Source organism: Kocuria sp. CPCC 205260, assembly GCF_040981045.1.
In the GTDB taxonomy this organism is placed as follows: domain Bacteria; phylum Actinomycetota; class Actinomycetes; order Actinomycetales; family Micrococcaceae; genus Kocuria; species Kocuria palustris.
In genome coordinates, this window is sequence record NZ_JAVKPT010000009.1 from 1 (window position 1) to 21,901 (window position 21,901).

Sequence of the window (21,901 nt, forward strand, 5' to 3'; positions counted from 1 at the left end):
GACCCGACCATGCCTCAGACCCCGTCGACAGTCGCCCTAGCGGCTTGACGAAAACCATAGAGGCACCCCCCCGGAGCGCAGGTGCGCCTTGAAGGCGTCGCTGGCGCTGTTCGGGATCAGCTCCACGATGTGGGCGTCGACGTCGAAGTAGCTGAACGATCCGCGGTCCCAGATCAGCGAGGCCGGGCGGTCCACCGCGAAGTAGTGCATGTTGGCGTCGGGATCGGCCAGGTTGTCTCCGGCGGGCACCGGCTCGGTCGGCTCAGGCAGCTCGGGCTGCGGGAACCCGCCCATGATCGCGCGGCTCGTCCCGGACCCGCTGAGCCAGCCGCGGTGCCCGGAGTAGAAGCGGCCCTTGCCCAGGAACAGGTCGAAGTACAGCTTCTGCGAGCGCATGCCGGCCGGGGTGGGGTTGGCGATGCCGTCGATCTTCCCGTTGAGCAGGGTGTGCCTGTGGCAGATGATCCGGGGGCGGGTCATGGTGCTCCTTCGTCTCGGTCGATGTCTTCTCTGTCAGGGAACACCTTGGGCCCATGCGATGGAAGGCTCTGGGAGGACCCCCTTCCGCGTGAGGTGTCGCGAGCGGTAGGCTGAATCATCTTCCCAAACTGATTCAGGAGCCCTCATGTCCACCCTCCAGATCGGATCGGCGATCGAGGCAGCCCGCACTGCGGCAGGACTGTCTCAGCGCGCACTGCAGGACCGCACCGGGATCTCGCAATCGACGCTGAGCCGCATCCTCTCCGGCAAGCGGGCAGCCAAGATGACCGAGATCATGCTCATCGCGGAAGCCACCGGCAGCACCATCTCCCAGCTGACGGGAACGGGCGCCTCCCAGCGCGTGCAGTGCGCCGCCCGGTCCGCGAACGGCGCGGGCATGGAAGGGATGCGCCAGCAGCTGCTGCGGTTCGTCGAGCTCGATACCCAGCTCGACGACCAGGCGATCCCTGGCTCCGCGCCCCAGAGCCGAGCATGAGCGCCGAGCAGGAGGGCAGGCAGAAGGCGGAGGAGTTTCGCCGGACGCACGGCCTCGGCTGCCAGCCTCTGGGAGATCTTGTGGCGCTCATCGAGCAGACCACCGGGCATGACGTCGCCGTGCTGGATGCCGGAGCCGACGAGCACGGCCTGACCATGCATGACCCCGAGCGCGACGTCACCTTCATCGGCGTGGCGCGCACCCGTCGCCCCATGCGTCAGCGCAGCACGCTGGCTCACGAGCTGGCCCATGCTCTCTTCGCCGACTGGGCGGACAGCGCGGATCTCTCCGTCCGCTCTCCTGAAGAGATCCGCGCCGATTCCTTCGCTCGCCACCTGCTCCTTCCCGCGGAGGGCCTCCGGGAGATGCTGGGGGAGCCGAGGGCTCTCGCCGCTCAGGATCTCTCCCGCGTCGTGCAGCGGTTCCTGGTCTCACCCGCCCTCGCGGCAATCGCCCTGCATGGCAGCGGGTACATCGACGCCACGACCAAGACCGAGTGGATGAGCCGCTCCACACCGCAGCTCGCGACCCTGTTCGGCTGGCGAGACCAGTACCAGTCGCTGCAGGCCGACGCTGACCGCCCCCGCCCGCCGCAGCGCCTCCTGGCCCGCGCCGTGGCCGGTTACGAGGAGGGAGCCGTCCCCCTGCAGACGCTGGCGTCTCTGCGAAGTCTCAGCATGGAGACCATCGAGCTGGAGCTGCGCGAAGCCGGCATCACGCCCCTGGAGCCGGCGCCCCCGCAGCTGGCCGCCGCAGACCTGCCGCCCGTCTCCGTGGATCTGAGCGATATCGATGAGCCCGGAGCCGCCCAGAATCGGCCTGTGTGAGGCAGCGCCCGATCATGGATGCGGGGCCGGGCCTCAACTTCTTCTCGATCCATCGGGAGCGCCTCCTCTTCGGAACACTGGGGCCGCTGAGCATCCCGGAGGTCGTCGAGTCCGAGATTCGTCGCCGCTCCGGTCAGGATCGTCGCTTCGCAGCGGCGGGTGCCGTCATGCGCAAGATCCCCGAGCACCTGCTCGAGGTCCTCTCCGACGACCTCACACCGGATCTCAGCAGGGCCGTGGAGCGGCTCGGTCGCGCTCCGGCAGCCGAGCGCCTCCGAACCGCGAGAGATCTGGGCGAGACATTGGTCATCGCACATGCCGCAGTGGTCGCCGAGGCCGGGGCGGATGTCATCGTCCTCATCGACGACGGCGGAGGCCGCCGCGCTGCGGCCGCTGAAGCGCGGCGCCTCGATCGGCTCCGCTCTCAGGGCGCAGACGTTGGCAGCATCCGACTGATCGGGACGCTCACCGTTCTCGAGCGCGCAGCCGGAAGTCGGCATCTGCCTCATAGGGACGACATGCGGGATCTCTATAACCGGCTCAGGGGCCTCGACGACGGCCTTCCTCCCTTGAAGGACACGCCGCTGATGTCCCTGCCCTGCTGGCGCCCGTCCTGATCGCGCCCCCGCAGGCCTTCTGAGACGGAGGCGCCATGGGAACTGGTGTTCCCATGAGCGTCATATTCGTCTTGTGCTGTCGTACACCTTTTCTAGTTTCGAAGCATCGATCGGACGACGATCGGGACAGGCGGGACGCGGGAGAGCGGAGGACATCATGGGACTGCTGACGCAGGGCGTGGAGGTCGAGTGCGGGAGGTCGGGAGCGCCCGTGCGGGTGCTCTGGGAGGGGCGGGTGCACAGCGTCGCGGAGGAGCCGGTGCGCTGGCATCGGCGCCGCTCGTGGTGGGTGGATGGGCATCGCGCCCCGCGGGACACCGAGGTGGTCGATCAGGAGATGTGGCGCGTGCAGGTGCGGCTGAGCCCGCGCGCGGCACTGATCACCCTGGAGCTCGTGCACACCATGGAGACCGGGCGCTGGCGCCTGCTGCGGGCCACCACGGAGACCGGAGGCGGGGTGATCGATCTGCCTCTGCGGCGCCGCGAGGCCCTCGCCCAGTGCTCGGCGGCCGCAGAGCCCTCCGGGCTCGACCGCAGGATCGGCGAGCTGCGGGCCCTCGACTCCGCCTCGTGAGCCCGACGCCCTCGAGCCGCCTGCGGTGAGTTGACTCTGATTCGAACATAGTTTCGAATACGGGGGTGACCTTCACCCATCTGCATGTGCGCACGGCCTTCAGCGCGCACTACGGCGTCGCCCGCCCGGAGGCTCTCGTGGCCGCCGCCGCGGCCGACGGAGCCGACGCCCTGGGGTGCACGGATCGCGACGGCCTCTACGGGGCGGTCAAGCATCTGGGTGCCTGCCGGGCTGCGGGCATCGACCCCATCCTGGGCGTCGATCTGCGGGTGGGCGATCCGGACCGCGAGCGCTTCCACCGCGTGGTGGTGCTCGCCGCCGGAGCCGGGGCCGGAGCAGCGCCGGGGGAGGGCTACGCCGCGCTGTGCCGGCTGATCTCGGACGCGCACCGGGTGGAGGGGGCGGAGCAGACCTGTGGGGCCGCGGCTGGTGAGCGCGGTGACGGTGCGGCTGGGGCGAGTGCACGGGGAGGCTCCGGCGGAGGCGCCCGGACAGGCGCTGCGCGGCTGCGCTCGCGGCTCGGGTCGGGGCCGAGCGCCTCGTTCCTGCCCGGGATCACCAGGCAGCAGCTGCGTCGACGGGCGGTCCCGGGGGCCTTGGGGGACCCCGGGACCGGCTCCTCAGGTGGCGGCCTCTCGTCCACGAAGCACAGCGCAGAGCCGGGGGCAGAGGACACGGCCGCAGAGGCGAGGGCGGGAGCCCCGGTTCGGCTGGTCGTGCTGCTGGGCCCGGATTCGGATGTGGGCAGGCTGCTGGCGGCCCGTCGCTATCGCAGCGCTCGGCAGGCCCTGGCTCGCTGGAAGCAGCTGCTGCCCCCGCAGGCGCTGGCCCTGGAGGTCGTGCACCACCTGGCGGAGCCCGGCGCCTCGGGGAGCGCGGGCCACGCCGCCCGGACCCTGCGAATGGGCGTCGAGTCCGGAGTGCGCTGCGTGCTCTCCAATGCCGTGCGCTATCTCGATCCGCAGGATGCGGCCACCGCCGACGTCCTGGACGCCGCCCGCACCCTGACCCCGCTGGCCCAGCTGGCAGCGGGGGAGACCGACAGCGAATCCCTGCAGCCCAACGGCCAGGCCTGGCTCAAGCCCGCCGCGCAGATGGAGGACCTGGCCCGCGACACAGCCCGCAGCGCCGATCTGGGCGCAGCAGGGGTGAAGGCGCTGCTGGGCGGCACCGCCGAGGTCGCCGACCTCACCCGCCTGGACGCCGCCGCCGACTGCGGCTGGGGCAGACCGGTCGTGCCGGAGGCCTCGGTGCTGGGCCTGAGCTCCCCGGCACCCCGGGAGCTGCGCCAGCGCTGCCAGGCGGCCGTGGCCCGCTGCTACCCGCAGGCCGCCCCCGGCTCACCGGCCTGGCAGAGGGTGCAGGAGCGCCTGGAGCACGAGCTGGCGATCATCGAGCACCTGGGCTTCGCGTCCTACTTCCTCACCGTCGCCGAGGTCTCGGACATGATCGGGCAGATGGGGGTGCGTCGGGCCGCCCGCGGCTCGGGCGTCTCCTCGCTGGTCAACCACCTGTTGGGCGTCTCGCAGCCGGATCCGCTGGAGCACGGACTGATCTTCGAGCGCTTCCTCTCCCGGGACCGCTCGACCCTGCCGGACATCGACATCGACGTCGAGTCCGCCCGGCGCCACGAGGTCTACGACCGCATCTTCGAGCGCTTCGGGCCCGAGCGGGTCTCGCTGATGAGCATGCAGAACGCCTACCGCGCTCGCGGTGCGGTCCGCGACGCCGGCCTGGCCCTGGGCATGGAGCCGGGGCAGGTGGACGCGATCGCCAAGCAGCTGTGGCGCTTCTCGGCCTCGTCGTTCCGGGAGGCCCTCGAGGAGAAGCCCGAGCTCGCCGAGTTCGCCCAGCAGGTCGCCCAGGACCGGCAGCTCGATCTGCTGGTCGATGTCGCCGAGCGCCTGGACCGGCTGCCGCGGCACATCTCCATGCACCCGTGCGGGGTGATCCTCTCCGATCAGTCCCTGCTGGAGCGCACTCCCGTGCAGGCCTCCGGGCTGGGTCTGCCCATGAGCCAGTTCGACAAGCACGACATGGACCCCATGGGCATGCTCAAGCTCGATGTCCTGGGGGTGCGCATGCAGTCCACGCTGACCTACGCGCTCGACGAGATCCAGCGCCTCGAGCTGATCCGCGCCCGTCGTCGCGATGAGGAGGATGAGGCCGCCGTCGTCCCGCCGCGCATCGATCTGGAGGCGGTGCCGCGGGACGACCCGGCGACCTTCGAGCTGATCCGCTCCACCCACACCCTGGGCTGCTTCCAGATCGAGTCCCCGGGCCAGCGGGAGCTGATCGGCAAGATGGCCCCGGAGAGCTTCGACGACCTGATCGTGGACATCTCCCTGTTCCGCCCCGGGCCGATGCAGTCGAACATGGTGCGGCCGTACCTGGATCAGCGCCACGGCTTCGCCACGGTGCCCTCGATCGACCCGCGCCTGGACCCGATCCTCGCCGAGACCCACGGGGTGACGGTCTTCCACGAGCAGATCCTGCGCATCCTCGACACCGTGACCGGCTGCGGTCTGGCCCGGGCCGACGAGCTGCGCCGCAAGCTCGGCGGCCCCGAGGAGCCGGCCGTGGAGCGCTTCGTGCGCGAGTCCGCCCGCGCGCAGGGGGACTGGAAGCCCGCGGTGCTCGATCAGGTCTGGGAGATCCTCTCGGCCTTCGGCTCGTTCGGCTTCTGCAAGGCCCACGGCGCGGCCTTCGCCGTGCCCACCTACGAATCCGCGTGGCTGAAGGCCCACCACCCGGAGGCCTTCCTGGCCGGGGTGTGGGAGCACGACCCCGGCATGTACCCCAAGCGCCTGCTCGTGGGGGAGGCCCGACGCATGGGCATCCCCGTGCTGCCCGTGGACGTGAACCGCTCCGATGACCACCACCGCGTGGAGGAGCTAGCCCCGGAGGAGGGCCTGGACGCTCAGGGACGCCGCCGGCTGGGCATCCGGCTGTCCCTGCGCGAGCTCAGCGGCGTCTCGGAGTCGGAGATCGCACGCCTCGTGGCAGGACAGCCCTACGCCTCGCTCGGGGATCTGCGTGCACGGGCGCGGCCCACCCGGCGCTCGCTCGAGCGGCTGGCCTCGGTGGGCGCGCTGGACGGGCTGCTCGAGAGCTCCGGCAGCACGGCCAACCGCGCGGACCTGGTCCAGGCCATGCGCCACCGCGCCGACGCCCGCCCGTCCGCCGTCCGCCGCGAGGTCTCCGGGCAGCTCGAGCTGCCCTTGGGCGATCCGGAGCTGCGGGGCCTGGTGCCGGGCCTGCCGAGCCCCAGCACCGAGCAGACCGTGCGCGCCGAGCTCGACCACATGGCTCTGGACGTCTCCGCCCACCTGGTCGACAGCTACGCCCCGCTGCTGCGCCGACTGGGCGCCACCGCCGCGGGCGATCTGCTGGAGCTGCGCTCGCAGACCGAGGTGCTCGTGGCCGGGGTGCGGGTCTCCACCATGACCCCGCCCATGCGCGGCGGGAACCGCGTGGTGTTCATCAGCCTGGACGACGGCAGCGGGACGGCCGACTGCGCGTTCTTCGACGAGGCGCAGAGATTGTCCGGGTCGGTGCTCTTCGGCACGCGACTGCTGCTGGTGCGCGGGACCACCCGCCGCACCGGCCCGCGCGGGATCAGCATCACCGCGCTGCAGGCCTGGGCCCTGACCCGACCGGATCTGGAGGAGCAGGTCGCCGCTGCCCGGGCCGACAGCGAGCAGCACGGCAGGCGGGGCCGGGGCCCGGATTCGGGTTCAGAGCGACCTCGTCGTCGGGCCGGCTGAGGGGCAGCAGCAGCGACTCAGTCGCGGGGCATCTCGTCCCGGATGGACTGCAGCGCCGGCAGGGCCTCGTCGATCATCTGCTCGACGCTCTGGCCGATGTCCAGGACGTAGCCGGCCTCGTCCTCCGTGAGCGCCTCGAGGGTCTCCATCTGTGAGCTCAGCAGCGCCGGGGGCATGAAGTGCCCGCTGCGGCCCTCGATGCGGGCGGTGAGCACCTCCAGCGAGCCGTTCAGGTGCAGGAAGATCGTGCTGGGGGCCGTGGCGCGGATGCGGTCGCGGTAGACGCGGCGCAGCGCCGAGCACGCCATGACCACGCCCTCGCCGGACTCCTCGGCCTCCTGCAGGCGTCGGCCGACGATGTCGAGCCAGGGCCAGCGGTCCTCGTCATCCAGGGGAGTGCCCGCGGCCATCTTCTTGACGTTGTCGATCGGATGCAGGTCATCGGCATCCACGAACGGCACGGACTTGGCATCGGCCACCAGGGCGCCGATCGTCGTCTTCCCGGAGCCGGAGACCCCCATCACGACGACTACAGGGGTGGGCCTGGCAGCTTGCTCGTTGGCGACCATCACAGAAGTTCCTCTCCTCGGTGCTCGGCGGGGGCATCGTCGCCTCCCGCGGCAGACCGCCCGCCAGGCTACGGCCCCGCGGGACGGTTCTCAGCGGGATTTCCCTCGATTGCCCGCGACGGGGCCGCTCAGCGCGCAGCGGGCCCCTGATCGTCCGGGGCGCTCGAGGAGCCCCCGTCGTACTGGGGTCCGTCGGCTCCGTCGGCGGACGACGGGGCAGCGGCGGGCGAGGCGCCTGCGGCACCGCGAGCGGCCTCCATCTCCTGGCGAGCTGCCGTCGGCAGGATGCCGGTGTCCTTGCGGGTGCGCAGGTCCAACAGGATCTCCGCGGGGCGCTGATCGGTCAGCGGGTAGGACTGCACCAGGATCCGCGGCCAGCAGGAAGAACGCGGCGGGGGCCACGCCTGCGGCCAGGGTGATGCCCGTGATCGCGGGGTCGGGCTGCGCTGCGGCGCCGGAGACGCAGCCGAACTGGCCGATCAGCCACAGCCCGGCCCAGTCGCCCAGGGCCTCGCCCACGAAGGCCAGGGCGTCGCGCGCGTAGTAGATCAGGATGCCCGTGACGCAGAACAGCCCGGCGAGATACACCACGGAGATCCCGGCCAGGGTCTGCAGAGCGCGGTTGGCTGCGAGGGTCTGCAGGCTCTCCTTGAGCCCGACCTCGGCGATCCTGCGCTCGACGTTCGCCCGGGAGGTGATGACGAGCAGCGCGATGGTGCGGGTCAGTGTGGCCTGCAGGCCGTCCGGATCGCCGGCGAACTGCTGGATCGCCGGGCTGATGGCCACGGCCGTGACGATCTGCATGATGCCCGTGCCGATGGTGCGCGCCAGTGCGAACTTGGAGCGGTCCTGGCTGTTGCCCGTCATGGCGGCTGCCAGCGAGCCGTAGGGGATGTTGACCAGGGTGTAGAAGACCGACCCCAGCAGGAAGCAGGTGACGACGGCCCAGATCAGCACACCGTTCGTGCCGCGCAGACCGGCCGGCGAGAACGCGAAGACGGCCGAGAGCAACAGCGGCACGCAGAAGACCATGATGTGGGGCCGGAACTTGCCCATGCGGGTGTTCGTGCGGTCGATGACGGACCCGATGAGGATGTCCGTGAAGGCGCCGACGAAGCGCATGGCCGGAAGATCAGCCCGACGGTGAGCTCGACGTCTCCGCCTTGCGCCCCCATGCTCTGAAATCGCGGAGGTGGCCCACCTGCACGTTGCAGGGTGCTGCCCGCAGGGCAGCGAGCGTCGCCTCAGGTCAGAGGTGACACAGATCTGGCCGCAGTCGCCCGGAGGCGGCTGCGGCCAGTTCCCGTGCTGTGCTCGGCTGCCCCGAGAGGGGCTCGGCCGCGCAGAGGCTCAGTCGCGCAGGGCCTGCGCCAGATCCGTGATCTGCTCGATCACCTCGGGTTGCTCGGCCAGGTGCGCGTCCAGGAGCACGACGAGTGCGCGGATCCGATCCTCGCTGCGAGAGACCTCAAGGACCTGCGCGGCCCGGGAGTCGCCGAGCTCGTCGCGCCCGTCCACGTACACAGTCCAGGCGGCGATCATGCGCGCTGCGGCCTCGCCGCTGCACCCGATGCGCGGGTTCTCGAAGCGCTCGAGCAGCGCCTCCCGGGAGGCCGGCACGTCCAAGCCCGGGGTGGTGAGGTGATGCGCCGCCTCGTCCCAGAACTCGAGGACCTGCTGGCGGGAGACCTCGTCGGTGATGGCCTGCTCGACGGTCTCGTGCCCGCGCAGCTGCCCGGCGTAGACCAGCAGCGAATGCGCCCCGTTGAGCAGCCACAGCTTGCTGCGCTCGAACGGCTCGAGGTCCTCGACGAACACCGCACCGGCGCGCTCCCACTCGGGGCGCCCGGCGGGGAACTCGCCCTGCAGCATCCAGCTGCTGAACGGCTCGGTGACGACCGGGGCCTGATCGGCGAACCCGGTGGCCTGGGCGACGTCGTCGAGCAGGCAGTCCTCGGTGGCAGGGGTGATGCGGTCGATCGAGGTGCCCACGAAGGACACGCTGCGCTCGATCCATTGGCCGAGCCGCGGGTCGAGCTCGGCGGCCAGGCCCACCACGAGCTGGCCGCCGGCGAGGCCGGCACGCCCACGGCGTCGGTGTCGAAGGAGCCGCTCGAGAAGGCCGCGCGCAGAGTCCCCAGATCGGCCGCCACGGTCTCCTCAGCGGCGTCGAAGGACAGCTCCGGGCCGAGGTTGTAGGCGGCCTCGGTGATCGTCAGCGTCACCACGGCGGTGGACGGCGCGCCAGCAGCTCCCATAGGCGCCGCACATCATCGACGGCGCACGGATCGCTCAAGGCGCCGATGATCTCCGACTCGTCGGCCGCCACTCGATCATGCAGCTCGAGGGTGTCCAGCGGATCGTCGGTGGGGGCCAGGACCTCGATGCCGAAGCTGTCGAACAGCGCGCGCGGCCGGAACTGCGGCTTCTGCACGAGCCCCATGAACTGGTCGTAGAGCTCATCGGCGTGGGCCTCGTCGATCTTCGAGTCGTCGATGCCGAACACGTTGACGAACGACGAGCGCAGTCAGCAGCCCGTGGCGGTGCCGTCGAAGTCCTCCCAGTGCCGGCAGAAGATCCGCCACGACTCCCGGGGATCCGTCTCGGTGTGCCCGCCCACGCGCAGATCCGCCAGGTCCTCCCCATTGGCGTGCAGCAGCCGCGTCAGGTAGTGGTCCGGGCTGATGAACAGGTCCGCGGGGTCCGGGAACGTGGTGTCGTCGGCGATCATGACCGGCGGCACATGGCCGTGCAGGGACACGATGAGCAGGTGCTAAACATCGGCCAGCAGGCTGCGGGCAATGGAGCGGGTGGCCGGATCCGCCGGGAGCAGGCGGTCCGGATGAGATGCGATCGACTCTGATGACATGCTCCCCAGCCACCGCGGCCGGGTGATGGCCCGACAACGGGTGGCCGTGACTTGCTGATCCTCGGACGCATCCGGAGCGAGCCGCGGCAGCAGGATGCCAGAATGAGCAGATGGCTTATCGAACCCAGGTTCTCGGACTGCTCGCAGACCCCGGCGTGCCCCAGAAGGTCATCGACGCGCTCGCCGGCAGGATCGCCGAGCAGCTCACCCGCAGGACGGGCACGCCCTGGGAGACCGAGGTCAGCGATGTGACCTTCCCCCTGAACGACGACGGCACCGTGCCCTTCAGCGATCGCGCCCCGGACATCCTGGACCGCCACGGCTGGCGCTACCTGGTCTACGCGACTGATCTCCCGCGCGCCCTGGACCGCGTTCCGGTCGTCGCCGAGGTCGACAAGGCAGGCCGCTCGGCCATGGTCTCCCTCCCGTCGCTGGGCGCGGTGGGGCTGAAGTCCTCGGCCCTCGAGCTGATCGTGGATCTGGTGGCCACGAGCGCCCGCGACGCGCACAGCCCGGTCGAGGGCGATGAGCTCATCGAGGCGCTGCGGCTCTCCCGACTGGTCTCCCGGGCCGGGCTGGAGGAGGGCGTGCACTACCTGGTGCGCCCGGGCCCGACGGCTCGGCTGCGCCAGGTCTCGGGCATGGTGCGCGCCAACCGCCCGGGACGTCTGATCACAGCGCTGGGCGGCGGCATCGCCGCAGGTATGGCCTCGGGCGGGTTCGGCGTGTTCTTCGGCAGCATCTGGAGCCTCTCCGTGGCACTGAGCCCGGTGCGGCATGTGCTGATAGCGGCCATCATGATCGTGACCTTCACCCTGTGGCTGATCACGAGCAACAAGCTGTGGTTCCGCGACCGTGCGGCCACCGGCTCGGGTCGAGCGCTCGTGGAGAACATCGCCACGTTCGTGACGGTGCTGCTGAGCATCATCGCGTTCTTCGCCGTGCTGTTCGCCGCCCTGGGGCTGCTCTCGCTGATCGTGATCGACGCCGACTTCCTGGCCGGGCAGCTGGGGTACGCACCCGGGCCGTGGGACTACATCGCCATCACGTCCCTGTCCGTGTCCATGGGCATGCTCGCCGGCGCCCTGGGCTCCAACTTCGACGACGCCGAGGCCGTGCGCATCGCGACCTACTCCAAGCGCGGCCAAGAGCAGCGCGAGAAGCTCGACGAGTACCGCGACGAGGAGGATGAGCAGCAGGACCAGGAGGATCAGGACGAGCAGGCCGACCGGGAGGACAAGCATTCCGAGGACCGCTCGGACCCCGAGGCGCAGCGCACCAGCGAGGACCGCAGGCGGGCGCAGGAGGATCGGGACCGGCGGCACTGATCCGTGCTGGAGCTCGATGCTCCCGCAGCATGCAGCAGGGCCCGTCGCCATCACGGCGACGGGCCCTGCTGCCTTCCGGGGGAGGGAGGCCGGGACGACGGCCTGGGTGCGGATCAGGTGGTCCCCTGCCGAGAGCCCGGCGGTGGCGCCGGCGCCCTGGGCGACCACGATCTGCTTGAAGGGGATCGCGGTGCAATCCCCGGCCGCGAAGACGCCCGGGATGGACCGCAGGCGGAGTCCATGCGACACGGGGGTCATGTGGCGCACCTCACCCACAGCTCCGGATTCCCTGACAATCCAGTCAGCCTCCTTACTTTTCAGGCTGCGAACGGATAGACAGGAGGCGGGCCGGAGGCCGACAGCCCCGACCGGCACAGCGACGACGTCAGGAGGATCCGCCATGTCAGATCACCGCCCCGAGCTTCCTCAGGTGCCAGGGGTCCCTGGCTCCGAACCGGCATCCGCGCAGGAGCCCGTCCAGCCGCGCAGCCCGCTGCCTCCCAAGCCCGATCAGTCCGCCCCGCAGACTCGCACGGCCACCGGAGAGCAGACCGGCGCTCCCAAGGGCGCCCGAGCCCAGCAGGGCGAGTTCCTCACCACCGCGCACGGGACCCGCCTGAGCACCTCCGAGGACTCCCTGAGGGCGGGGCGCCGCGGACCCGCGCTCCTGCAGGACCATCACTTCCGCGAGAAGGTCTCGCACTTCGATCACGAGCGCATCCCCGAGCGGGTGGTCCATGCTCGCGGTGCCGGTGCCCACGGCGTCTTCGAGTCCTACGGGACGGCCTCCCGCCTGTCCAGCGCCGAGGTGTTCGCCGAGGGGAAGCAGACTCCCGTCTTCGTGCGGTTCTCCACCGTGCTCGGCTCACGCGGCTCGGGGGATCTGGCCCGCGACACCCGCGGATTCGCCACGAAGTTCTACACCGATGAGGGCACCTGGGACCTGGTGGGAAACAACATCCCGGTGTTCTTCATCCAGGATCCGATCAAGTTCCCCGATGTCATCCACGCGGCCAAGCCCCATCCGGATCGGGAGATCCCGCAGGCGCAGTCCGCCCACGACACCTTCTGGGACTTCGTCTCCCTCCATACGGAGGCGCAGCATCACACGATCTGGAACATGGCCGACCGCGGCATCCCGCGCTCCCTGCGGATGATGGAGGGCTTCGGGGTCCACACGTTCCGCCTCGTGGCCGCCGACGGCTCCACCTCGCTCGTGAAGTTCCACTGGAAGCCCAGGCTGGGCGTGCACTCCGTGCTGTGGGAGGAGGCGCAGCTGATCAACGGCGCCGATCCCGACATGCACCGACGCGACCTGGCCGATGCGATCGAGGCCGGAGCACATCCGCAGTGGGAGCTGGGCGTCCAGGTCTTCCCGGACACCGAGGACGAGACCTTCCAGGGGATCGACCTGCTGGACCCCACCAAGCTCGTGCCGGAGGAGCTTGCCCCCGTCGAGGCGGTCGGGCTGATGACGCTCACGGCCAATCCCTCGAACTACTTCGCCGAGACGGAGCAGGTCGCCTTCAACCCGAACAACCTGGTCCCAGGCATCGATGTGACGAACGACCCGCTCCTGCAGGGGCGGCTGTTCTCCTATCTGGACACGCAGATCACACGGCTGGGCGGGCCGAACTGGCCCCAGCTGCCGATCAACCGCCCGCATGCCCCGGTCAACGACATGCTGCGCGACGGCATGCACCAGTCCGCCGTGCACTCCGGGGTCGCGCCCTACCGCCCGAATTCGCTGGACGGGGGCAATCCGTTCGAGACGCCCGACTCGCAGCGGCCGTTCATCGACGTGGCGCAGCCGATCGAGGAATCGGTCAAGGAGCGTCGCCGCCCGCAGTCCTTCGAGGATCACTTCAGTCAGGCCCGGATGTTCTGGCTCTCGCTCAGCGAGATCGAGCGCGAGCACACCGCGCAGGGATACATGTTCGAGCTCGGCAAGTGCTGGGATGAGAACGTGCGCATCCGCCAGCTGCAGCATCTGTCGGCGATCGATGCGGAGCTGGGCCGCACGGTGGCCGAGGGCCTCGGCCTGCCCGAGCAGGAGCCCACGACGGCGCCCGCCCAGGACGTCCAGCCATCCCCGGCGCTGTCGCAGCTGGGGAGGACCTGGCCGGTCGACGGGCGCCAGATCGGCATCCTGGTCGGGAGCCGCGTGGACGGCGACTCCCTGGCGCAGGTGATCCGCGAGATCGACGGCGCCGGCATGGTGCCGCTGGTGATCGCCCCCACCGGAGGCACCGCAGCCGGGGATGTGGTCGCCCAGCGCACGCTGCTCACAGCCCGCTCGGTCGAATTCGATGCGGTTCTGGTGGCTTCGGACCCCCTGCCCGGACCCGATGCCGCCCAGGGCCTGGACGCCAAAGCCGCTGCGCCCAGCCCCCAGGAGGTGGATCCGCGTGCGAGTCTGCTCCTGCAGGAGGTCTGGCGCCAGGCCAAGCCCATGGGCGCGTGGGGCACCGGCATCGACACCCTGGGGGCCCTGGGCATGGCCGACGGCGCCGGTGTGACCGTGGCGCAGACGCCCCAGGGCGTGCTCACCGGCGTGAAGGAGGCACTGACGCGCCATCGCGTATGGGACCGCTTCCCGACCACCGGCAGGCTGGCCTGAGTCCTCCGGACACCGGCACATGCGAGCCATGAGCGGCCGCACTCGCAGCTCGCACGCGCCCCCGTCGACGGCGGCCCCGGTCCCTCACGGCGATCGGGGCCGCCGGTCCGTCAGGGCCGCAGCGGGTGGGCGTCGATCGCGGCCGAGAGCTCTCCGGGCAGCTCGTCGAGGTAGCGGCTCGTGGTGGACACGGAGCTGTGCCCGAGCAGCCGGGCGACGACCTTGACGTCCCAGCCGTCGGCGAGCATCAGCGTGGCCGCGGTGTGGCGCAGCCCGTGGGGGACCACGCCGCGGGCCAGGCGCGGCTCGGCGGTTCGGGTGCGCTGCACGGCGCGCTCGAGCAGGCGCTCGATATCACGCACGGCCAGGCGGCGCCCGGTCACCGAGAGCAGCAGCGGCGCGGGGGCCTCCGGACCCAGGCGGGCTCGATACGACGAGATCAGCTCGTCGATCCAGGCTGCGATCGGGACCACCCGCGTGCTGCGGCCCTTCCCGTAGACCGTCACCCGCGCCGGGCCGGCCGGACCCGCGGGCGAGTGGTGATCCGCATCCAGGCGCACGATCTCCCCGGCGCGCAGCCCGACGACCATCATGAGCCCCAGCGCGATGGCGTCCCGGTCCCAGTGCCGGTTCGACTCCCGAGTGCCCGGGCCGTGGCGCAGCAGAGCCTGGGCCTCCTCGATGTCCAGGGAGGTCCGCTCGACGCGCAGGGGATCCTCGCCCTGGGGTATCAGCTCGGAGGCGGCCATGGGGGAGACGGTGGCCCAGGACTGCTCCGTGCAGTACGCGAAGAACCGCGACAGGGAGCGTCGCATCCGCAGGGTCGAGCCGGCCGACTTGGCCTCCCGTGCGGTGGCGGCCATCCGACGGCGAACGTCCCTGCTCTGCTCGCCGAGCCCTGGCTTGCGCCGGTGATCCGCGGTGCCGGCGAACAGCAGCAGGGCCTCGTCCACGTCCTGGCCGGTGACGGATTCCGCGGTGTGCTCGCTCGCGCGGGGGAGCAGCTCCAGGAAGCGCTCGAGGTCCACGCGGTAGTTCTTGGCCGTGGCCGCCGACAGCGACTGCACGCGCGCCCGTCGATCCACCGAGGCCAGGAAGCGCGCGACGGCCTCCTGCAGCGGGATCTCGACGGGCGGGGGAGGCAGAGCCATGGCGGCGGAGTCCTTCGGGTCGGCGACGACGGGCGGGTCGCCGAGCCCGGGGGAGTCGATCAGCGGATCGATCACTCGATCGGCGACTCGAACATACTATCGAAAAGCGCGACGGAAGAATGGGCCTGCGGGGGAGCGTCGGGCATCTCCCCGGAATCCTCGGGAATCGATACCGGGGGAGTCGGCGATACTGGTCTATTGAATGCTGACGAGCACCAGGATGGCCTCCACCATCTCGTGTCGTTCTATTTGTCTACTACGACACGGAATCGACGCGGGCTAGATCGTGCGACGGCAGATGCGGCGCCGCATGACTGTCAGACCCGGAGCGACAAGGATATCCCGACCGTCAGAAGAATAGCCAAGACGAGCTCCGGGTGGAATCTTCCAGGGGCCCTCACGGGCCGGCCAATGCACCGCGGCAGCGGAATATCCGATTTCCGGCGCGCAGAGCGCACCATGCGGAGGATATTTCCGAGCGGGTTATGCGAAGCCGTCATGGCCTTTGCGGTGCGGCAGCCCGCACGGAATGCCGTCTGCCGCCTAGGACGACACAGCTGGCGGTGAGCACGCGCGGCGAGTCGGGAGCATGGAGCGACACAGGCGCCAGCGCAGACAGATCATCGAGGCAAGACTGCAGGGCGGAGCCGAGACCGCCCGGCGGCGTCGAGCACCGCGCGGAGAGATCCGGCGTGAGGCGGCCCGCGGCGAGGTCGTCGCCCCGCGCACAAGTCGTGAACTCCGAGGCACGCCTCGAGTGAATGCCCACCGCCTGCGAGGGAGGGGCCATCCGGTCGGCGTCGAGCCCTCCGCTCAGCCTGACTTTACATAATGTAGATTATCGGCGAACGAGGTGCAGGATCGAGCGACCCTCTGGATCCCCGGCACCGCACCCGCAGGACGCCTCCGTCTTCGGACGAACCATGCTCCGGGACGGGAGTTTCTGCGGCGTTCGGACTACGGTGGTCACGGTCCGATCGGCGCTTACGCCTCGGATCCAGCCGCAGATCTTCCGGAGAGGCCGCACACCGACCATGAGCAAGGAAATCGAGTTCCTGAAGGGCGTGGACAAGCTGCATGCCTTCTACACGGAGAACGTCCGCATGCTCGCGCATGCCTACGACCTCGAGGACGAGGAAGCAGCCCAGCTCCTCGGGCGCTACGACTACCGCAACGTCTCCCGCAGCATCCTGCGCCCGCCGCGCGTCGATCCTCTCGGGCAGATCATCGGCGATCAGCCGCAGCAGTCGGACTCCGACGAGGACTCGCAGGGTTCCTGAGCGCCCGGCCTCAGCCGAGAGCTTCGGCCGACGAAACCCCGGTGCGCGCCTGCACAGAGCGTGCCAGTGCCGACATCGAGTCGCCGAGAACGAACTCCCGCTGGTGATCCGCCGGGACGGATTCTGCCAGCGCTCGCACCTGCGCCCGTCGGCGCGCCGAGCAGCGGGCGTCCGTGCGCAGGTCCACCAGGATCGCCGGGGTGTCGTACTCGGCTTCCAGTGCCCGACGCCACTGCTGGGCCTCGTCCGCAGCCGTGCCGCGGGTGCGGTGATCCGTCTCCCCCGTGCACAGCAGCACCCGACGGCCCGCCAGATCCGGCACCGGTTTCATCAGATGCGCCATGAGTGCAGGCATGTTGGACTGCACCGCCGACAGCGTGATCAGACCCGCCGCGATGCCGGTCACGCCGGCGCCCACAGCCGAAGCTGCGATCGAGGCGATGGGTCTCATGGTCACTCCTGTGCGGACGTCGAACGGAATCCCCAGATGATAAGCGGTTGAACGCCAGATGAACAGAGGGTGACGCCACTCCCCTGCTGGACGACGCGATCTCGGGGAATCGGCGACACACGCATGGACCTGCCTGTTCTCGAATGCGAATTCTGGCAGGATGGAGACCCGGATCACCGACGACGGAAGGCCGCCCGATGCTCGAGATGCTCGCCGACAGCGGATGGATCGTGTGGCTGATCCTCGCGGCCGTGCTGATCGTGATCGAGATCCTGAGCCTCGACCTGACCTTCCTGATGCTGGGAGTCGGCGCCCTGGCCTCCGCCGGTGCCTCTGCCCTCGGCGGAGGCGTGGTCGTCCAGGTGATCGTCTTCGTCGCCGTGTCCCTGCTGCTGCTCTTCCTCGTGCGTCCGCGCATCCTCGCCCGGCTGCACCGAGGCCCGGGCCGCGACGGTCTCTCCAACGCCGACCGTCTGCCCGGCTCCGAGTGCACCGTCCTGGAGCCCGTCACCTCGGCCACCGGCCTGGTCCGCCTCCACGGAGATGTCTGGACCGCCCGGACTTCGGGTCCGGAGATCCCGGTGGGCGAGACCGCCTACGTGCATCGCGTCGACGGCGCGACCGTGAGGGTCGAACGCAGCGCCCCCGCCATCGATCCCGCGGTACACCGGGCCTGAGCCGCCGCGGCCGGCCCGTCGATCGCCCCTGATCCGAACGCCCCCCCCCGAACACCGACGTCACGAGGAGAGCTCCATGATCGCCACGATCATCCTGCTGGTCATCCTTGTCGTGGTCGCTGTGGTGATCCTGCTGAAGGCGGTGCGGATCATTCCGCAGGCCCGCGCAGGCATCGTCGAGCGACTGGGCAAGTACCAGTCCACCCTGTCCCCCGGCCTGCACATCCTGGTCCCGTTCATCGACCGGCTGCTGCCCATGATCGATCTGCGCGAGCAGGTCGTGTCCTTCCCGGCGCAGTCGGTGATCACCGAGGACAACCTCGTGGTCGGCATCGACACCGTCGTCTACTTCCAGGTGACGGACCCCCGCTCGGCCACCTACGAGATCACCAACTACATCCATGCGGTCGACGAGCTCACCTCCGCGACGCTGCGCAACGTGGTCGGCGGTCTGAATCTCGAGGAGACGCTGACCTCCCGCGACAAGATCAATGCGGAGCTGCGCGGTGTGCTCGACTCCACGACCGGCCGCTGGGGCCTGCGGGTCTCGCGCGTGGACATCAAGGAGATCACTCCCCCGGCCTCCATCCAGGACTCGATGGAGAAGCAGATGCGCGCTGAGCGCGACCGTCGCGCGGCCATCCTCACTGCCGAGGGCGAGAAGCAGTCCCAGATCCTCACGGCCGAAGGTCAGCGCCAGGCCTCCGTGCTCTCCGCAGAGGGCGATGCCAAGGCCGCGATCCTGCGCGCCGACGGCGAGGCCCAGGCGATCCAGAAGGTCTTCGACTCGATCCACCGCGCCAAGCCCACGCAGAAGCTGCTGGCGTATCAGTACATCCAGACCCTGCCCAAGGTCGCCGAGGGCTCCGCGAACAAGGTGTGGATGATCCCCGCTGAGCTCGGCGATGCCCTGCGCGGCGTGGGCGAGTTCCTGGGCCGTCCCGACGCCGGACCGGACTGGGGCGAGGTCATGGAGGAGGAGGACGAGCAGGAGGCCGAGGCTCGTCGCCGCGCCAAGGAGGACGAGGGCCTGGTCAAGGTCACCGACGAGGACCTCAACCCCTCCAGGCGCTTCACCGACCCCGATGACTACGAGGTCCCCGGCCCCGAGACCATCGACCCGAACGCCCCGGTCGACCTCAACGCCAAGCTGCCCGGCGAAGACACCCGCGCCGGCGCCCAGCGCCCTCGCCAGGCGGCCGCCCCTCAGGACCGGGACCAGCCGTTCGATCAGCAGGGCCAGCAGCCCCACCCGCAGGCTCAGCAGGGCTACCAGGGCCAGCAGCACCCTCAGCAGCACGGCCGCGATCCCTACCGCCCGAGCGGGCACGACGGATACGGCCAGCCCCCGCAGCGCTGACCCCAGCGGCCGCAGACCACGGAAGAGGACGCGCCGAGAGCGCGTGGGAGGCATCGGCATCGCGACGTCTCGGGAATAGACTCGAGCGTCGCGGTGTTGTGTCTTCCAGCAGAGGTCTTCCCACCGACACCCCCACCGACAGGAGAAACATCCGATGAGCGATCGCAGCCTTCGCGGCATGCGCCTCGGTTCGCAGTCCATGGAGTCGGAGGCCGGCGTCGAGCCCGCCTCGCGTCAGCGCGTGGAGTACCGCACCCCGTCCGGCGAGTCGGTCTTCGTGACCTTCGCCATGGAGGCGGAGGTCCCGCAGGTCTGGTACACCAAGACCGGCCAGGAGGCCATCATCGTCGACGGCGAGAAGCCGGAGAACCCCAACGAGAAGCACCAGCGGACCCACTGGGACATGCTCATGGAGCGGCGCACCACGGAGGAGCTCGAGGAGATCCTCCAGCAGCGCCTCGAGCACTACCGGGAGCTGCACGCTCTCTGAGCCGCAGCCTCTGACAGGTCCCTCGTGGACCGATCAGTGCGCCCATGACGAAGGCCGCCCCCGATTCGGGGGCGGCCTTCGTCATGGGCGCGGCGGCTACTGAGCCTCCCGCGCGGGGGCTTCAGCGTCCGAGCAGACCCTGGGCCTTGTCCCGCAGCACCTCGGCGCGAGCGGTGACGCCCCACTTGGCCACGTTGACGATGGCCTCGCGAGTGATGTCGGCGCTCATCTTGGAATCGCCCTCGGCGCGCTCCACGAAGGTGATGGGGACCTCGACGACCTGCAGGCCGGCGAGCTCGGTGCGCCAGCCCAGGTCGATCTGGAAGCAGTAGCCGCGCGAGGTCACCGAGGTGAAGTCGATGGCTCGCAGGGTCTCGGCGCGGAAGGCGCGGAAGCCGGCCGTGATGTCCCGGATGTTCGAGCCCAGGAAGAAGCGGGCGTAGATCCCGCCGCCGCGGGAGATGAACTTGCGGATCCACGGCCAGTTCACCGTCGAGCCGCCCGGAACGTAGCGCGAGCCGATCGCCAGGTCGGCGCCGTTCTCGACGGCCTGCAGCAGCTTGGGCAGCTCCTCTGGCTGGTGGGAGCAGTCCGCGTCCATCTCCACGAGGATCTCGTAGCCCTGCTCCAGCCCCCAGCGGAACCCGGCGATGTACGCCTGGCCCAGGCCGTTCTTCTCGGTGCGGTGCAGGACGTGGATCTGCGCATCGGCCTCGGCCATGCGATCCGCCATCTCGCCCGTGCCGTCGGGGCTGTTGTCGTCCACGACGAGGACATCGCCCTGCGGGACGGCGCGACGCAGTCGATCCATGACGGTCGGCAGCGACTCGCGCTCGTTGTAGGTGGGGATGATGATGAGGGAACGCACGCTGCGCGCATCCTTTCGCCGAAGTGCACCGAGCAGGACATCGAGGGCCGATCCTGCGGGAGGCCCCCGCACCGACCGGGAATGGTGCGCCTCCTCGAGCCCTGCTGGGTGCAGTGCCGGGCCGGGAGGCGACGAGCCGGTGCAAGACGGTCAGTCTAGTCGCAGACGCGCCAGAACCCTCGAATGCGACGACAGGTCCCGACGCAGCCGTTGATCAGACCGCCGTTGACCAGGCCGCTGTGCTCCGACTCTGCCACGACCAGGCGCAGGGCCCCGGAATCGACAGGCCCGGCACAGGATCACCGAGCGTCTTCCCAGGGTAGGTGACGGGGCGTCGGAATGCCTCAGCTCAGCGGGAGGATGCGTCCGTCCACGACGGTCTGCGTGCAGCGCGGGCTCGCCTCGTCCTCGAGCGCCGGCAGCAGCGGGGTGCGGGCCCGGGGGTCGGTGCTCCAGGAGGCGCCGGTGCCCTCGGCCTGCTGGACCATCAGCGCCTCGACCTCCCACACGGCGTAGGTGGCCGGTGTTCCGGAGGCCAGCTGCCCGGCCATTGGATGTCCTCCGCCCAGAGCCCGCCAGGCGCCGCGGGTCGCGGCCACGAAGGCGGCCCTCGCGGAGATGCGCTGCTGCGGATCGGGGTGATGCAGCAGGGCTCGCACAGCCTCCCAGCCGTCGAGCAGAGCGGCGCCCGTGCCCCAGACCACCGGGATGCCCTGCCGGTAGAGCTCGGCCACCGGCGCCTCGACCGAGGGATCCAGGCACAGCGTGACAGAAGCGGCGGCGAGGCGCTCGAGGTCGCGCTGGGTCAGCTCCACCGCACCCACGAGGTCCACGCGCACGCCCATGGCGTGGGCGGTGCGCTCCCCCGCGCTGCTCGCCACGAGCTCGAGGCCCTCCAGCGCGATCGCCAGCTCGTCGGCGTGGCTGACGGCCAGCGCCGGGGCCAGAGACTCCTGCGACACGGCCGTGCAGAACGACGCCACGGCCTGGGCGTCAGCGTCCGCCACCGGCAGCCGGAGGCCGACCAGCGCAGCGCTGAAGCGCTCACGGACCTGCTCGACGACCGAGGCGACGTCATCCTGCGGATCGAGGCTCGGCCACAGCAGGACGCGCGCGGCACGGCCCTGCTGCGCCGCCTCGACCCAGTTCTGCAGCGCCTCGGCATCCTGCAGACCGCCGGTGTGCACCACGGCTCCGAGCCCGAGCGCCGCCGCTGCGCTCGGGTGCGCGCTGCGGCTCAGATCCGCAGAGCTGTCGACGAAGGCCGGGGTGATCAGCCGGCCGTCCAGCTCGACGACCTGCATCCGCTCGTCCTGCAGCGAGTCAGCGGCCTGCTCCGATCCGACCCAGACCACCTGATCCCCCTCGGCGATCAGCGCCGAGGCTCCCGGATCCACCGTCGTGTAGACGGAGCCTCGGCGGTAGAGGACAGGACCCTCGAGGGGGCTTCGCGCGGTGGACTGCTGGGACATGGTGC

At 70.4% G+C, this 21,901-nt stretch carries 21 protein-coding genes; 11 read left to right on the forward strand and 10 right to left on the reverse strand.

Annotated elements, in window-relative coordinates; genetic code table 11:
* Positions 1-36 precede the first annotated feature (36 nt).
* Entirely contained in the window at positions 37-480 is a 444-nt protein-coding gene (locus RF645_RS11720; RefSeq protein WP_368819117.1) for a hypothetical protein, read from the reverse strand.
* Between the two features lie 145 nt (positions 481-625).
* Here RF645_RS11720 and RF645_RS11725 point away from each other — a divergent pair, with 145 nt between their 5' ends.
* The 5 genes from RF645_RS11725 (at position 626) to dnaE (ending at position 6,761) form a co-directional block, all read left to right on the forward strand.
* The gene (locus RF645_RS11725; RefSeq protein ID WP_368819118.1) at positions 626-976 is read left to right on the forward strand and encodes a helix-turn-helix domain-containing protein; all 351 of its coding nucleotides are present in this window, start codon (positions 626-628) and stop codon (positions 974-976) included.
* Positions 973-1,803, forward strand: coding sequence for an ImmA/IrrE family metallo-endopeptidase (locus RF645_RS11730; protein WP_368819119.1), 831 nt, complete (start codon positions 973-975; stop codon positions 1,801-1,803). The genes RF645_RS11725 and RF645_RS11730 overlap by 4 nt, the downstream gene beginning before the upstream one ends.
* Positions 1,800-2,420 (forward strand): hypothetical protein, encoded by a 621-nt coding sequence (locus RF645_RS11735; protein ID WP_368819120.1) that lies wholly within the window; start codon positions 1,800-1,802, stop codon positions 2,418-2,420. The genes RF645_RS11730 and RF645_RS11735 overlap by 4 nt, the downstream gene beginning before the upstream one ends.
* A gap of 157 nt (positions 2,421-2,577) precedes the next feature.
* Positions 2,578-2,994, forward strand: coding sequence for a hypothetical protein (locus tag RF645_RS11740; RefSeq protein ID WP_006215694.1), 417 nt, complete (start codon positions 2,578-2,580; stop codon positions 2,992-2,994).
* A 65-nt stretch (positions 2,995-3,059) separates the two neighbouring features.
* On the forward strand, positions 3,060-6,761 hold the full coding sequence (dnaE, locus tag RF645_RS11745; protein ID WP_368819121.1) for a DNA polymerase III subunit alpha: 3,702 nt from the start codon (positions 3,060-3,062) through the stop codon (positions 6,759-6,761).
* A 17-nt stretch (positions 6,762-6,778) separates the two neighbouring features.
* Here dnaE and RF645_RS11750 read toward each other — a convergent pair whose 3' ends face one another.
* From RF645_RS11750 to RF645_RS11770, 5 genes are all read right to left on the reverse strand, one after another.
* Complete coding sequence (locus RF645_RS11750) at positions 6,779-7,330, reverse strand: gluconokinase (protein ID WP_268143341.1); 552 nt, start codon at positions 7,328-7,330, stop codon at positions 6,779-6,781.
* Positions 7,331-7,420: 90 nt separating this feature from the next.
* Entirely contained in the window at positions 7,421-8,452 is a 1,032-nt protein-coding gene (locus RF645_RS11755; protein ID WP_368819122.1) for an MFS transporter, read from the reverse strand.
* A gap of 228 nt (positions 8,453-8,680) precedes the next feature.
* Positions 8,681-9,388, reverse strand: a complete 708-nt coding sequence (locus RF645_RS11760; protein ID WP_368819123.1) for a hypothetical protein — start codon at positions 9,386-9,388, stop codon at positions 8,681-8,683.
* A gap of 163 nt (positions 9,389-9,551) precedes the next feature.
* Positions 9,552-9,836 carry a glucuronate isomerase gene (locus RF645_RS11765; RefSeq protein ID WP_368819124.1) on the reverse strand — a complete coding sequence of 95 codons (285 nt, stop codon included), beginning with the start codon at positions 9,834-9,836 and terminating at the stop codon, positions 9,552-9,554.
* Between the two features lie 21 nt (positions 9,837-9,857).
* Positions 9,858-10,091, reverse strand: coding sequence for a hypothetical protein (locus RF645_RS11770; RefSeq protein ID WP_368819125.1), 234 nt, complete (start codon positions 10,089-10,091; stop codon positions 9,858-9,860).
* A 218-nt stretch (positions 10,092-10,309) separates the two neighbouring features.
* Here RF645_RS11770 and RF645_RS11775 point away from each other — a divergent pair, with 218 nt between their 5' ends.
* Together RF645_RS11775 and RF645_RS11780 are read left to right on the forward strand one after the other, a co-directional pair.
* The gene (locus tag RF645_RS11775) at positions 10,310-11,527 is read left to right on the forward strand and encodes a hypothetical protein (RefSeq protein WP_368819126.1); all 1,218 of its coding nucleotides are present in this window, start codon (positions 10,310-10,312) and stop codon (positions 11,525-11,527) included.
* A 400-nt stretch (positions 11,528-11,927) separates the two neighbouring features.
* Positions 11,928-14,147 carry a catalase gene (locus tag RF645_RS11780; RefSeq protein WP_368819127.1) on the forward strand — a complete coding sequence of 740 codons (2,220 nt, stop codon included), beginning with the start codon at positions 11,928-11,930 and terminating at the stop codon, positions 14,145-14,147.
* Positions 14,148-14,257: 110 nt separating this feature from the next.
* Here RF645_RS11780 and RF645_RS11785 read toward each other — a convergent pair whose 3' ends face one another.
* A complete protein-coding gene (locus RF645_RS11785; protein WP_368819128.1) occupies positions 14,258-15,373 on the reverse strand; it encodes a tyrosine-type recombinase/integrase in 1,116 nt (371 codons plus the stop codon).
* Between the two features lie 959 nt (positions 15,374-16,332).
* Between RF645_RS11785 and RF645_RS11790 the strand changes: the two genes are divergently transcribed.
* Positions 16,333-16,578 (forward strand): hypothetical protein, encoded by a 246-nt coding sequence (locus RF645_RS11790; RefSeq protein WP_006215703.1) that lies wholly within the window; start codon positions 16,333-16,335, stop codon positions 16,576-16,578.
* 10 nt (positions 16,579-16,588) lie between these two features.
* On the opposite strand, the gene RF645_RS11795 is transcribed toward RF645_RS11790, so the two are convergent.
* A complete protein-coding gene (locus RF645_RS11795) occupies positions 16,589-17,029 on the reverse strand; it encodes a hypothetical protein (RefSeq protein WP_368819129.1) in 441 nt (146 codons plus the stop codon).
* Positions 17,030-17,226: 197 nt separating this feature from the next.
* Between RF645_RS11795 and RF645_RS11800 the strand changes: the two genes are divergently transcribed.
* The 3 genes from RF645_RS11800 to RF645_RS11810 all read left to right on the forward strand — a co-directional run bounded on the left by RF645_RS11800 (position 17,227) and on the right by RF645_RS11810 (position 19,556).
* A complete protein-coding gene (locus tag RF645_RS11800) occupies positions 17,227-17,706 on the forward strand; it encodes an NfeD family protein (RefSeq protein WP_368819130.1) in 480 nt (159 codons plus the stop codon).
* A 76-nt stretch (positions 17,707-17,782) separates the two neighbouring features.
* Positions 17,783-19,066 (forward strand): SPFH domain-containing protein, encoded by a 1,284-nt coding sequence (locus tag RF645_RS11805; RefSeq protein WP_368819131.1) that lies wholly within the window; start codon positions 17,783-17,785, stop codon positions 19,064-19,066.
* Between the two features lie 154 nt (positions 19,067-19,220).
* Positions 19,221-19,556 (forward strand): RNA polymerase-binding protein RbpA, encoded by a 336-nt coding sequence (locus tag RF645_RS11810; protein WP_024290413.1) that lies wholly within the window; start codon positions 19,221-19,223, stop codon positions 19,554-19,556.
* A 121-nt stretch (positions 19,557-19,677) separates the two neighbouring features.
* On the opposite strand, the gene RF645_RS11815 is transcribed toward RF645_RS11810, so the two are convergent.
* A complete protein-coding gene (locus RF645_RS11815; protein ID WP_368819132.1) occupies positions 19,678-20,424 on the reverse strand; it encodes a polyprenol monophosphomannose synthase in 747 nt (248 codons plus the stop codon).
* Between the two features lie 344 nt (positions 20,425-20,768).
* The gene (locus RF645_RS11820) at positions 20,769-21,896 is read right to left on the reverse strand and encodes an amidohydrolase family protein (protein WP_368819133.1); all 1,128 of its coding nucleotides are present in this window, start codon (positions 21,894-21,896) and stop codon (positions 20,769-20,771) included.
* Positions 21,897-21,901: the final 5 nt, after the last annotated feature.

Excerpts from the sequence above, each read along its gene's own strand:
- RF645_RS11750 (WP_268143341.1), bottom strand. The coding sequence starts at position 7,330 with ATGGTCGCCAACGAGCAAGCTGCCAGGCCCACCCCTGTAGTCGTCGTG.
- RF645_RS11810 (WP_024290413.1), top strand. The coding sequence starts at position 19,221 with ATGAGCGATCGCAGCCTTCGCGGCATGCGCCTCGGTTCGCAGTCCATG.
- RF645_RS11740 (WP_006215694.1), top strand. The coding sequence starts at position 2,578 with ATGGGACTGCTGACGCAGGGCGTGGAGGTCGAGTGCGGGAGGTCGGGA.
- RF645_RS11725 (WP_368819118.1), top strand. The coding sequence starts at position 626 with ATGTCCACCCTCCAGATCGGATCGGCGATCGAGGCAGCCCGCACTGCG.
- RF645_RS11720 (WP_368819117.1), bottom strand. The coding sequence starts at position 480 with ATGACCCGCCCCCGGATCATCTGCCACAGGCACACCCTGCTCAACGGG.
- RF645_RS11795 (WP_368819129.1), bottom strand. The coding sequence starts at position 17,029 with ATGAGACCCATCGCCTCGATCGCAGCTTCGGCTGTGGGCGCCGGCGTG.
- RF645_RS11755 (WP_368819122.1), bottom strand. The coding sequence starts at position 8,452 with ATGCGCTTCGTCGGCGCCTTCACGGACATCCTCATCGGGTCCGTCATC.
- RF645_RS11730 (WP_368819119.1), top strand. The coding sequence starts at position 973 with ATGAGCGCCGAGCAGGAGGGCAGGCAGAAGGCGGAGGAGTTTCGCCGG.
- RF645_RS11820 (WP_368819133.1), bottom strand. The coding sequence starts at position 21,896 with ATGTCCCAGCAGTCCACCGCGCGAAGCCCCCTCGAGGGTCCTGTCCTC.
- RF645_RS11780 (WP_368819127.1), top strand. The coding sequence starts at position 11,928 with ATGTCAGATCACCGCCCCGAGCTTCCTCAGGTGCCAGGGGTCCCTGGC.
- RF645_RS11805 (WP_368819131.1), top strand. The coding sequence starts at position 17,783 with ATGATCGCCACGATCATCCTGCTGGTCATCCTTGTCGTGGTCGCTGTG.
- RF645_RS11790 (WP_006215703.1), top strand. The coding sequence starts at position 16,333 with ATGAGCAAGGAAATCGAGTTCCTGAAGGGCGTGGACAAGCTGCATGCC.
- RF645_RS11800 (WP_368819130.1), top strand. The coding sequence starts at position 17,227 with ATGCTCGAGATGCTCGCCGACAGCGGATGGATCGTGTGGCTGATCCTC.
- RF645_RS11775 (WP_368819126.1), top strand. The coding sequence starts at position 10,310 with ATGGCTTATCGAACCCAGGTTCTCGGACTGCTCGCAGACCCCGGCGTG.